This window comes from Alcanivorax sp., from assembly GCF_017794965.1.
GTDB lineage: Bacteria > Pseudomonadota > Gammaproteobacteria > Pseudomonadales > Alcanivoracaceae > Alcanivorax.
The window spans coordinates 1,862,146-1,874,536 of sequence record NZ_CP051240.1; the positions used below are offsets into that span (position 1 = coordinate 1,862,146).

The window sequence follows — 12,391 nt, forward strand, 5'->3', positions numbered from 1 at the left end:
CGAATTCGCCAGCCAACCTTGAGGTGCATTATGTCCGACAACAAGTCCGGCAAAGTCGGTTTCATCAGCCTGGGCTGCCCCAAGGCTCTGGTGGACTCTGAACGCATTCTCACCCAGCTGCGCACCGAAGGCTATCAGGTCAGCCCCAGCTACAATGACGCAGACGTGGTGGTGGTGAATACCTGTGGTTTCATTGACGATGCCAAGGCGGAATCCCTGGATGCCATCGGTGAAGCCCTGAACGAAAACGGCAAGGTGATCGTCACTGGCTGTATGGGTGTGGAAGAAGACACCATCCGCAATGTTCACCCTTCGGTGTTGTCGGTGAGCGGGCCCCAACAGTACGAACAGGTGGTCAACGCGGTTCACCAGGTGATCCCGCCCAGCCAGAATCATGACCCCTTTCTGGATCTGGTTCCTCCACAGGGCATCAAACTGACGCCGCGCCACTATGCCTATCTGAAGATTTCCGAAGGCTGCAATCACAAGTGCAGCTTCTGCATCATCCCTTCCATGCGTGGCAAGCTGGATTCGCGTCCCATCGGCGACGTGCTGGATGAAGCTGACCGGTTGGTGAAAGCCGGGGTACAGGAACTGCTGGTGATCAGTCAGGACACCAGCGCCTATGGTGTGGATCGCAAATACCAGACCGGTTTCTGGCAAGGCATGCCGGTGAAGACCCGCATGTTGGAGATGTGCCAGGCTCTGGGACAGCTGGGCGCCTGGGTGCGCCTGCATTATGTCTACCCGTACCCTCACGTAGACGACATCATTCCGATGATGGCCGAAGGCCACATTCTTCCTTATCTGGATATTCCTTTTCAGCATGCCAGCCCGTCGGTGCTCAAAAACATGAAGCGCCCGGCCCATGCCGAGAATACCCTGGAGCGTATCCGTCGCTGGCGTGAAATTTGTCCGGACATCACGCTGCGTAGCACTTTTATCACCGGTTTCCCCGGTGAAACCGATGACGACTTTGAAATGCTGCTGGACTGGCTGGAAGAAGCCCAGCTGGACCGGGTTGGCTGTTTCACCTATTCACCGGTGGAAGGCGCTCCTGCCAACGCCCTGCCCGATCCTGTGGATGCGGATATTGCCGAGGAGCGGCGCGAGCGCTTCATGAACGTGCAGGCCCGCATCAGTGCCGACAAGCTGCAGAAGAAGATCGGCAAGACGCTGGAAGTGCTGGTAGATGAAGTGGACGAGGAAGGCGCCATCGCCCGTTCAAAGGCGGACGCCCCTGAAATTGACGGTCTGGTCTACCTGAACGGGGAAACCGACCTGAAACCCGGCCAGCGCCTGCAAGTCAGCATTGAGCATGCGGATGAACACGACCTGTGGGGTACTCCGGTGCCCGGCAACGCCTGACGCGTGAACGACCAACCCCTCAAAGGCGCCCTGCTACTGGTACTGGGTGAAGGCCTGCTGGCGGTCATGGCCGCCATGATCAAGATGCTCTCCGATCACCTCGATACCGAGGTGATCGTGTTCGCCCGTAATCTGTTCGGGCTCATGTTTCTGCTACCCATCATCATGCATCGTGGCGGCTTTGGTCAGTTGAAGACTCGCTACCTGCACTTGCATCTTATCCGCGCCCTTACCGGCGTATCCGCCATGTTCTGCTTCTTTTACACCATTGGACACATTCCGTTGGCGGAAGCAGTGCTGGTCAAGATGACGGTGCCGTTTTTTCTGCCGGTAGTGGGCTGGCTATGGCTCAAGGAAACCATTCGCACCCGCACCTGGATCGCCATCCTGGTGGGATTCGTTGGTGTTGCCATCATCATGCAGGCAGACAGCGGCAATATTGACCCGGTCATGTGGGTAGCGCTGGCAGGGGCGGCCATCATGAGTGTCGCCAAGGTCAGCATACGGCGCATGGCTGTCTCCGAGCCTGCGCAACGGGTGGTGTTCTACTTTGCCCTGTTTGCCACCCTGTTCTCGGCCATTCCCCTTCTGTGGATCACCACCCTGCCCACCGGTAGCGACTATCTCTGGCTGATGGGTATCGGGCTGGTGGCCACCGGCGGCCAGTTTGCGCTGACCAATGCCTACCAGATGGCCAGCCCCGGACAGGTCGGGGTCTACAACTACTCCGCCGTGGTGTGGGCCGCCTTGCTGGGCTGGCTGTTCTGGGGCGAGACACTGGTGCTGACCACGGTAATGGGTACCCTGCTCATCGTGGCCGCCGGGGTATGGAACCTGAAGGCAAAAACACGGTAACGTTATCAGCGGGTACGGGCCGGGATCATCCCCCAGGGAACCTGCAATTACTTATGGATCGAGTACACCTATGCGTAAACCATTTCCGCTTTCTCTTGCCTGTTTCATGCTGTTGGCGACCCTCCTGACCGGCTGCGACGATGCTGCCCGCCGGGTATATGAGATGGGCCTGGATCTGGAAAAATCCCGGGCCGGCCTGGTGGAAAACCAGCAAGAAACCAGCGACGGCATTCAGTGGCATCTGCTCACTTCCGAGGGGAATATAAACCGGCCTGTGGTGTTGCTGGTGCATGGGTTTGGGGGGGATTCCGGGAATTGGTTGCGTTTTGTGGGCGCCCTCAGGGACGACTTCTATTTTGTGGTGCCGGACCTGCCCGGACATGGCCAAAGCACCCGTGATATCACCCTCAATTACCGTATGGCCGCGCAATCACGCAGACTCCTTGGACTGATGGATGCACTGGGCGTCGACAAATTCCACGTGGCCGGCAATTCCATGGGCGGTGCCATCACCCTCTCGATGGCACGCCAGGCGCCAGACCGTGTGATGTCCATGGGGCTGATTGACTCTGCCGGCCTTACCCGTCAGACCCCCGAATTTCGTGCCCTGATGGGGGACACTGACACCAACCCCCTGATCCCCCGTACGCCAGATGATTTCACCACCACACTGGAATGGGCCATGGAAGATCCGCCTTATATGCCGGAGTTCTTTGTGGACATCATGGGTCAGGAAAAGGCCAGTAATGCGGCGGTGGCGCAAACCATATTTGAGCAACTCGGAAGCGACCCCGGAATGAATCTGGAAGGCACCGGCAAACTGGCCAGTGTGACAACCCCCGCCCTGATCGTATGGGGGCAGAAGGACCGCCTTCTCGGCATCGACAATGTGGCGGTGTTTCTTGAAGAGCTACCCAACGCCCGCTCTGCGATCCTCGACGACATTGGTCATGTTCCCATGGCTGAAGCGCCGGAGAAGACCGCAGACCTGTTCCGCACTTTCTGGCAGGAAACCGGGCCTCCCAACGACCAGGAGAGCCCCTGAAGAAACGGGTCAGTCCGTGACGTCTTCCCCCTCCTCCGGGACCGGCGTCGCGGACGGTATGCGCTGTTCCGGCGGAGTCCAGTCAAAGGGCACGTCATAGTTCATCAGAAACCCACCCAGGGTAATCAGGACCCGCGAAATACCGATGTAGGAATCGGGAATGGCAATTCGCTCTTCCCGAAACCGCTCCATCAGTTCCCCCATGGCGGCCACCGGTCCCTGTTGCCGCACCTGATCAGTCAACACGTACAATGCCAGTGTTTTGAGCGTCTCCGGTGAGCCGCCCTGGAACCCGGCCTGAACGAACAGCTCACCGATATCCACAGGCCCCTCAAACCCCATCAGACCGTACAACAGACGCGAATAACGGCGCACCTCATCAGGTGTCAAGATTCCGATGGCACCAAAATCCAGTATCACCACTTGGCCGGCCTCGTTGACCAGAAAATTACCGGGATGGGGGTCCGCCTGATAGACACCGAAACGGGTCACCTGCTGGAGGTAACTGGTGAGCAGCACACCCAGCAAGTCCGCCGCCTTGTCGCGGTTCACGTCCAGATAATCCCGCAGCCGCGTCTCCCCCTCCCAACTGGTCACCAGAATCCGCTCGCCACTGAGCCCGGCAAAGAGCTCGGGAATTCGGATGCGGGGGTGATGCTGCTGCCGGGCAAACCGCTGCATATTGGCGGATTCATTACGGAAATCCAGCTCGATGGCCGTCATGGTCAGTAGTTGTTCGAATGCCTGACGCAAGTCGAATTCCCGAAACCGCGGTGCAGCCAACGCCGCCAGGGCACGAAACACGCGTGCATCCTGCTCGAACAAACGTTTTACTTTGGGCAGACGCACCTTGATAGCCACTTCTTCACCGGACGTCAGGCGGGCGCGGTGCACCTGGGCAATGGACGCCACCGCCACCGGGGTTTCCTGCACCCAGACAAACCGCTCACGCCAATCCTTGCCCCAGGCACGGGCAAACACCCGGGCCACCGCAGAGAAAGGAACAGGCCGGGCATCATTCTGCAGACTCTGAAAGGCTTCGATATACTCACGGGGTAACACATCCGGGCGGCAGCTGAAAAACTGCGCCGCCTTGACCCAGAACCCACCGTTGTGTCGACAGAGTTCGGTGACGACCTTCGCGCCACGCCGGTGTGCGTTGCGGTTGTCTCTCAGACTCCCCGTTGCATAGAAAGCGGCCAATTGACTCATGGCAGCCATGGCCCGGAGATAGCGCGTCCTCCCCGCAGCAATCCCGGAAAGACCAAGGACACTTTCTTTTATCATTCTCGATCAACCACCCCAGATATCGTGATGAACATTATGCACACCCAGGCATTCGCTTTCAGGACTTGAATCGCACCGGCCTTGACCGTACTGTTTCATGCTTTTAGCGCAGTGAGCGATTATGTCTTCATCAGGGGTAGTTATAAGGGCTGGAGAGCCACATACCATTCGCACCCGTGGCATTACCCTGCTGCGCTCAGGTCACAAGGAAATCCGCCGACTGAAACGGTCTAACCATACCCCCTCGATTCATGGCAACAAGGTGTGGAATTCCAGCTTCCTGATCATGGATCACCTGACTCGGCAGAAAATGACCGCCGACCAGCACCTGCTGGATATCGGGTGCGGCTGGGGCCCCCTGTCTATCTTTGCTGCCAGGCGTTTTGGTTGTCATGTGACCGCGGTGGACGCGGACCCGGATGTCTTCCCTTATCTGGACCTGCACGCCCAGATTAACAAGGTAGCGATCGAACAGAAGGTACTTCGTTTCGAAAAGCTCACCCAAAAAATGCTCACGCCAGTGGACATCATGGCCGGGGCGGACATCTGCTTCTGGGATGAATTGACCCCCGTGCTGTACAACCTGATCCGTCGGGGCCTGCGCGCCGGCGTAAAGCAAGTCATCATTGCCGACCCAGGCCGCAGTCCTTTTTACGCACTCGCTGAGCGTTGTGAACAAGCGGGGCTGGACGCCAGAGTGGTGGAGCGCCGCACCAAAACCCCCAAGAACCTGTGTGCGGATCTACTCATTATCAACAATTGAAATCTGCGTCTTAGCCACCATGTTGTTTCCATCGAGTTCGGATGCGACATCATGACAGACGATACACAGAAAACAGATCAGATCCCGCAGGGCAGCCTGGCCCTGCCAGACCAGCTTAAGCCCCAGCGAATCTATGTTATCCCGGTGCGATACCGCCCCTTCATGCCCGGCCTGGTACAGCCGGTCATGCTCGATAAGGATACCTGGACCCAGACCCTGGAACGGGTCAGCCAGACACCGCACCAATCCCTGGGATTGCTATACATCGGTGACGCGGACCCGGATACCATCGAGGCGGAGGCATTCCCTGAATACGGCTGTCTGGTCAAGGTTCATGCGCTCAACGAGGAGAACGACCACTTCCAGCTGGTGGCACAGGGCGCCGCACGCTTCAAGGTAGAAGGGTGGCTTAACCGCAAACGCCCCTTCATGGGAGAGGTCAGCTATCCGGAGCCTGACAGGGAATCTGATGAGACCATCCGTGCCTATGGCATGGCGATCATCAACACCATCAAGGAATTGCTGCCGCTGAACCCGCTCTATAACGAGGGGCTGCGTCACTATTTACAGAATTTCTCCCCCACAGAGCCCTCCCCGCTCACCGACTTTGCGGCCGCATTGACCAGTGCCAGCGGTGATGAGCTGCAAGCGATCCTGGAAACCGTTCCATTGCGCCCACGCATGGAGAAAGTCCTCACGCTGGTGAAAAAGGAACTGGAGGTCGCCCGCCTGCAAAGTGAGATCACCGAAGAGGTGAATGAGAAGGTCAGCAAGCATCAGCGTGAATTCTTCCTGCGCGAGCAGCTCAAGATCATTCAGCGGGAACTGGGGCTGAGCAAGGATGACAAAACCGCAGAAGCCGATGAGTTCCGTGAGCGCATGAGCGCCCTGTCACCGCCGGAACCGGTGCGTAAACGCTTCGAGGATGAGCTGCACAAGCTGACCGTGCTGGAGACGGGTTCCCCAGAATACGGCGTGACGCGCAATTACCTGGACTGGCTCACCAGCGTGCCCTGGGGACAATACAGCGAAGACAACCTGGATCTGAAACAGGCCAAGGCGGTACTGGAAAAGCACCACAGCGGCCTGGACGACGTGAAAGACCGAATTGTGGAATTTCTCGCTGTCGGCGCACTGCGCGGTGAAATCAAGGGCTCCATTGTTCTGCTGGTGGGCCCACCCGGTGTGGGCAAGACCAGTATTGGCAAATCCATTGCCGAGGCCCTGGGCCGCCGCTTCTACCGGTTCAGCCTCGGCGGTATGCGCGATGAAGCAGAGATCAAGGGCCACCGCCGCACCTATATCGGCGCCATGCCTGGGAAGCTGGTGCAATCGCTGAAGGAAGCCGGCACCGCTAACCCGGTGATCATGCTCGACGAGATCGACAAACTGGGGCAATCCTTTCAGGGCGACCCGGCATCCGCGCTGCTGGAAGTGCTGGATCCCGAACAGAATCAGGATTTCCTTGATCACTATCTGGATGAGCGCATGGACCTGAGTCATGCCCTCTTCGTGTGTACCGCCAACACCCTGGACAACATCCCCGGGCCGTTGCTGGACCGCATGGAAGTGATTCGTCTGTCCGGTTATATCACTGAAGAAAAAGTAGCCATCGCGCGGCAGCATCTCTGGCCCAGAGCGCTTGATCGCGCCGGCGTGAAACCTTCACAGCTGAAGATCACTGACAGTGCCTTGCGCCAGGTGACCGAAGGGTATGCCCGCGAAGCCGGGGTGCGCAATCTGGAAAAGCAGCTCAACAAAATCATCCGAAAGGCCGCCGTGCGGCTGCTGGATGGCGAGAAACGCCTCAGTATCAATGGCAAGAATCTGACCGATTTTCTTGGTCAACCCTACTTTCAGACCGAGAAGACCCAGCGTGGCATCGGCGTGGTCACCGGTCTCGCCTGGACCAGCATGGGCGGCGCCACCCTGCCTGTGGAAGCCAGCCTGGTGCACAGCCGTCAGCGCGGCTTCAAGCTGACCGGACAGCTTGGCGATGTCATGAAAGAGTCCGCGGAAATTGCCTACAGCTATGTGGCCAGCCACCTGAAGGAATACGGCCTCGAGGAGGACATGCTGGATAATGCCTTTATCCATCTGCATGTACCGGAGGGAGCCACCCCCAAGGACGGCCCCAGTGCGGGCATCACCATGGCCACGGCCCTGCTGTCATTGCTGATGAAGAAGCGTCTGCCGCGAAAAGTGGCCATGACCGGCGAGCTGACACTCACCGGGCAGGTGCTGGCGGTCGGCGGCATTCGCGAAAAAGTGATTGCCGCCCGTCGCGTTGGCATCCGTGAGGTCATCCTTCCCGATGCCTGCCGGCGAGATTTTGATGAGCTGCCGGACTACCTCAAAGAAGGGCTCACCATCCACTTTGCCAAGCAGTACAGCGATGTCTTCTCCCTCCTCTGGGGCTGATGCAGCCCCCTATTACGTTGTCCCCACCTGCCATGAGCGGGTGGGCGTCATCCATAGGGATGCGGATATCCTGTTGGTCAACAAGCCGGCTTTTCTGCTCAGCGTCCCCGGAAGGGCACCGGAAAACAAGGACTGCGCCATTACCCGGTTGCAACAGCAGTTCGACGATATCCGGCTGGTGCACAGACTGGATCTGGATACCTCGGGGATCATGGTGTTCGCCCTCAGCCACCAGGGCCAGAGCAAGTTGAGCCGGCTGTTTCAACTGCGCACAGTGAAAAAACGCTATCAGGCGGTGCTGCATGGCCTGGTGGAACAGGACCGGGGCAGCATCGATTTACCCTTGATTGCCGACTGGCCAAACCGGCCATTGCAGAAGGTATGTCATGAGACCGGCAAGAACGCCCTGACCCACTATGAGGTGCTGGCACGCGATGAGAAACGGAACCGCACCCGTGTCGCTCTCAGTCCGGTTACCGGGCGCAGTCATCAGCTGCGTATTCATTGCCGAGAACTGGGCCACCCCATTATCGGCTGCGACATGTATTCCCCGCCGGAGGTGGAAGCCCTCAGCCCCCGCCTGCTCCTGCACGCCGAATGGCTCGGCTTTAACCACCCCATCACCGGCCTTTGGAGCGAGTTCGCTTCCCCCTGCCCGTTCTAAAGCCGATTCGCGGTCGAACGACCGCTCCTACAGTTCCTGCGGCGCATGCCCCCCCCATCCACCTCCCGGAGGTTCTCTTGTTTTGTAGGAGACTCAGCTTGCTGAGCGAATGGGAGGCGAGATAAACCCGACCGCCAGGTTCGCCCGTCAAGCGGAGCTCCCACAGCCGGAATGCCAAGGTGTTGGGCTTTGTTTTTTGGGTTTTAGCTATTAACTATTCACTGTTAACTATTAACTGCTCTTCACTCCCACTCATCCCCATAATCATGCAACAACTCCTCCCCGGCCTTGATCTTCTTCAGGGCCACCACAGTCAGGTCTTCGTAATACGCCACATTGGGCTTCTTGCCATGATTGATGAATTTCAGGTCGCATTGGACCTTGTACTTTTCCTTGCCCTCGTCATCGATCCACAGCACGTGAGGGCCATCCCCCTTGGTGCGTCGTGCCTTGCACAGGCCCAGCTCAGTGCCTTTGGCAATAGGTTTGGCGGCGAACAGGCCGCGTCCATGCAATTTGCTTTCACGCACTTCCAGAAGATCATCTCGCAGATACGGTTTGGCCATGGGGGTCAGCTTTCCTGTTGATTAACGCTCTGGCATTTTGCCAGAGAATGTCACAGTCTTCAGGGAATCACTTTTTTATGACAGATCGACAAGGATACGTTTTGTGAATCTGATGCATACCGGTAAAGACCTGCTGCGCATGAATGAACTGGCAGCCATCCTGTTCCGTTATGGTTTTGCTGATGTCATTCGCCGGCTCGGACTTGCCACTCCCATCGAGCAGGCCGGCAAGCTGGTACGCAGCCCGGTGAAAGGTGACATGCTGCGTATGGGCACTGCAGAGCGCCTGCGTCACGCCATGGAAGAAATGGGGCCGACCTACGTCAAGCTGGGCCAGGTACTGGCAACCCGGGTGGACCTGTTTCCCATGGACTGGATCAATGAATTTGAGAAACTGCAGGACCAGGCCTCACCGATTCCGTTTGAAGAACTCAGCCCGCTGGTGGAAGCATCGCTGGGAAAACCCATCGACACGCTCTTTGCTCGCATTGATCCGGAGCCCATTGGGGTCGCGTCCATCGGCCAGGTGCACAGTGCCCTGACTCGCCGTGGCCAGAAGGTGGTCCTGAAAATCCAGAAACCCAACATTCGTGAAAAAATCGAGTCGGACCTGCGGTTACTGGACCAGCTGGCCAAGATTGCCTCGGACAACTCCGTGGAATTGCGACGATATCGTCCAGTGGAGCTGGTGCGTGAATTCCGCCGCTCCCTGCTCCGGGAACTGGATTTCACCATTGAAGCGCGCAATGCAGACCGGATTCGCAAGAATATGCGCTCGCTGAAATGGCTGACCATTCCCCGTGTTCACTGGGACCTGTCTTCACCCACGGTGCAGGTACAGGATCTGGTCCAAGGGATACCCGCACGTGCCGTGGAACGAATTGAACAGGCCGGCATGGATCGACAGCTGGTGGCACGGCGCGGTGCGCTGGCCGCCTGGAAAATGGTGCTGGAAGACGGTTTCTTCCATGCCGACCCCCACCCCGGCAATTTCATCATTCTCAGCGGCAACCGCATCGCCATGCTGGATTTCGGCATGGTCGGCAAGCTCAGCCACAGCCGGCGTGAACAAATTCTCCAGTTGACCCGATCTGTGGTCATGCGCGAGGCGGAGCAATGTGCCGGTGTACTGGCCAACTGGTCGGACGGGCAACCGATCAAATTCGAACAACTGGTGTCTGATGTAGAAGACGTGATCAACCAGTACCACGGGGTATCCCTGTCACAACTTGATATCACCGCCCTGCTGGCGGATGTCACTGCCATGGTCCGCAACCATAATCTGGTGCTGCCCAGCGATATCGCGTTACTGATCAAGGCGATCATTACCTTGGAAGGATTCGGGCGCCTGCTCAACCCGGATTTCGACCTGATGACTGAAGCGGAGCCCCTGCTCAAGCGGATGATTCGCACCCGCTACTCGCCAGTGAGACTGGCCAAGAGCCTGAGCATGCGCGCCCTGGACGTGGTGGACAAGGTCTATGCTCCACCTTCAGTGCCCGGCCAGGGATCACAACAGGACAGTGGCATTGATCCACGCCACCTGGAACGACTGGTCACTCGACTGGAGCGGGGTCAGTATCGACAGGTGCAGGCGCTGTTAGTGCTTGCAGGCTTCATCGGTGGCAGTATCCTGTTGGCCGGCAAGGTAGCCCCGGCCCCCTGGGGTGTGTCCGTTCTGGGGCTAGTGGTATTTCTTGGCAGTGCTGGCTGGGCCAGCTGGCTGATGTTTGTTTCCCGCCGATACCTGAGGGAATGGGAGTAAAATTGATGACCTTTCGTGGAAAAATCCTTATCACCGTTCTGGCGGGCAGCCTGGCAGCCTGTGCCACCTCCCCCTTGGGGCGCAACCAGTTTCTGCTCATGCCGGAAGACCAGATGAACGAGATGGGCGCCACCGCCTATGCGCAGATCAAGCAGGAAACCCCTGTCAGCAAGGATCAGCGCCAGACGGCCTATGTCCGTTGTGTCACCGATGCCATCACTACCACGCTTGCTGACAAACAAAGCTGGGAAGTGAATCTGTTTGATGACAACGCCGCCAACGCCTTCGCACTTCCCGGTGGCAAAATCGGCGTCAATACCGGGTTATTGAAAGTGGCCAAGAACCAGTCCCAGCTGGCCACCGTGATCGGTCACGAGATTGGCCATGTACAGGCGCAACACTCCAACGAGCGCATGTCACTGGAGTACGCCACCCAGAATGGTCTCGGCTTGCTGGGCACCATTGCCGGCCAGGATACCGCCGTCAAACAAGGCATCTTCGCCGCCCTGGGCCTTGGCGCCGAGTATGGAGTCACCCTGCCCTTTAGCCGCAAACATGAGGCCGAGGCGGATATTGTAGGACTGCAGCTCATGGCCAATGCCGGCTTTGATCCCCGCGAGAGCGTCAATCTGTGGATCAATATGGCGGCGTCCAACGGTGGCGAACCCCCGGAGTTCATGTCCACCCACCCGTCCAACGAGACCCGGATCAACGGCCTGCAGTCCAAACTGCCTGAAGTGATGCCGCTGTATAACAAGGCGAAGGCTGCCGGGCGTAACCCGAGCTGCGGGTAATAAACGCAACACGCATCACGCTGCACGCAACAACGCGAATGCAGTCTTGGTGCAACTTCAATGCGGGACTTCGCGCTGAAGCCAAAATAAAAAACGCGGCCATTGGCCGCGTTTTTGCGTGTTGCATGATGCGTGTAGCGTGATGCGTTAACTGTAGTAAGCGTTTTCGGTCACCGAGTGGTCCGTTTTGTCGCGGACACCGGTGAGCTCCGGAATGCGCTCTTTCAGGGTCTTTTCCACCCCGTCACGCAAGGTCACGTCCACCACCGAGCAGCCCTGACAACCGCCACCGAATTCCAGTACGGCGACCATATCTTCGGTCAGTTCCAACAGCTGAACGCTGCCCCCGTGACTGGCCAGGTTGGGATTGATCTCGGCGTACAGCACGTAATTGATCTTTTCCTCGACAGAGGCATCCTCGCTGATATCCGGTACACGGGATTTGGGTGCGCGGAAGGTGAGCTGGCCCCCCATGCTGTCCTTCTTGTAGTCGATGACGGCATCTTCCAGGTAGCGAACACTTTTGCCCTCGATCCAGGCATGGAAACCCTCGTAGTCATAGCGAACATCATCCTCTTCCTGCTCGCCATCAGGACAGTAGGCCATGCAGCACTCCGCATGTGGGGTGCCGGGACGCTCAACAAAAATGCGCACACCAATGCCGCCCTGGTCCTGTTTACCCAGCAAATCACGCAGGTAGTCCTGAGCGGGTTCGGTGATGTCGATCAACTGCTCTGCCATTTCGGTTCCTGATCCGGTTCGTGGCCACAGGCATGATTCAGCCCGCGGAACTATCCTGACTATTTTAGTCAGGTACTCGGCAGTTGCAAATGATCGCGCTCACGGATTCACCCTCCCCCCTG

The 12,391-nt window shown here is 58.1% G+C and carries 11 protein-coding genes; 8 read left to right on the forward strand and 3 right to left on the reverse strand.

The features are described from left to right. Positions 1-30: 30 nt before the first annotated feature. The 3 genes from rimO to HF945_RS08325 all read left to right on the forward strand — a co-directional run bounded on the left by rimO (position 31) and on the right by HF945_RS08325 (position 3,268). Positions 31-1,368 (forward strand): 30S ribosomal protein S12 methylthiotransferase RimO, encoded by a 1,338-nt coding sequence (gene rimO, locus HF945_RS08315; protein ID WP_290525268.1) that lies wholly within the window; start codon positions 31-33, stop codon positions 1,366-1,368. Between the two features lie 3 nt (positions 1,369-1,371). Continuing rightward, positions 1,372-2,223 carry an EamA family transporter gene (locus HF945_RS08320; protein ID WP_290525269.1) on the forward strand — a complete coding sequence of 284 codons (852 nt, stop codon included), beginning with the start codon at positions 1,372-1,374 and terminating at the stop codon, positions 2,221-2,223. A gap of 70 nt (positions 2,224-2,293) precedes the next feature. Next, a complete protein-coding gene (locus tag HF945_RS08325) occupies positions 2,294-3,268 on the forward strand; it encodes an alpha/beta fold hydrolase (protein ID WP_290525270.1) in 975 nt (324 codons plus the stop codon). Between the two features lie 9 nt (positions 3,269-3,277). On the opposite strand, the gene HF945_RS08330 is transcribed toward HF945_RS08325, so the two are convergent. Then, positions 3,278-4,480 (reverse strand): AarF/UbiB family protein, encoded by a 1,203-nt coding sequence (locus HF945_RS08330; protein ID WP_290525271.1) that lies wholly within the window; start codon positions 4,478-4,480, stop codon positions 3,278-3,280. A 196-nt stretch (positions 4,481-4,676) separates the two neighbouring features. On the opposite strand from HF945_RS08330, the gene HF945_RS08335 reads away from it, so the two are divergent. The 3 genes from HF945_RS08335 to HF945_RS08345 are packed head-to-tail and all read left to right on the forward strand — an operon-like array spanning position 4,677 to position 8,403. Further along, on the forward strand, positions 4,677-5,318 hold the full coding sequence (locus HF945_RS08335) for a methyltransferase domain-containing protein (RefSeq protein ID WP_290525272.1): 642 nt from the start codon (positions 4,677-4,679) through the stop codon (positions 5,316-5,318). 51 nt (positions 5,319-5,369) lie between these two features. Beyond that, a complete protein-coding gene (lon, locus tag HF945_RS08340; protein ID WP_290525273.1) occupies positions 5,370-7,739 on the forward strand; it encodes an endopeptidase La in 2,370 nt (789 codons plus the stop codon). Next, on the forward strand, positions 7,714-8,403 hold the full coding sequence (locus HF945_RS08345) for a pseudouridine synthase (RefSeq protein ID WP_290525274.1): 690 nt from the start codon (positions 7,714-7,716) through the stop codon (positions 8,401-8,403). The genes lon and HF945_RS08345 overlap by 26 nt, the downstream gene beginning before the upstream one ends. Positions 8,404-8,645: 242 nt before the next feature. On the opposite strand, the gene HF945_RS08350 is transcribed toward HF945_RS08345, so the two are convergent. After that, complete coding sequence (locus tag HF945_RS08350; RefSeq protein WP_290525275.1) at positions 8,646-8,969, reverse strand: SET domain-containing protein; 324 nt, start codon at positions 8,967-8,969, stop codon at positions 8,646-8,648. Between the two features lie 112 nt (positions 8,970-9,081). Between HF945_RS08350 and HF945_RS08355 the strand changes: the two genes are divergently transcribed. Next, positions 9,082-10,734, forward strand: coding sequence for an AarF/UbiB family protein (locus HF945_RS08355; RefSeq protein ID WP_290525401.1), 1,653 nt, complete (start codon positions 9,082-9,084; stop codon positions 10,732-10,734). A gap of 5 nt (positions 10,735-10,739) precedes the next feature. Then, complete coding sequence (locus HF945_RS08360; protein ID WP_290525276.1) at positions 10,740-11,528, forward strand: M48 family metallopeptidase; 789 nt, start codon at positions 10,740-10,742, stop codon at positions 11,526-11,528. A 147-nt stretch (positions 11,529-11,675) separates the two neighbouring features. On the opposite strand, the gene nfuA is transcribed toward HF945_RS08360, so the two are convergent. Then, the gene (gene nfuA, locus HF945_RS08365) at positions 11,676-12,269 is read right to left on the reverse strand and encodes a Fe-S biogenesis protein NfuA (protein WP_290525277.1); all 594 of its coding nucleotides are present in this window, start codon (positions 12,267-12,269) and stop codon (positions 11,676-11,678) included. Positions 12,270-12,391: the final 122 nt, after the last annotated feature.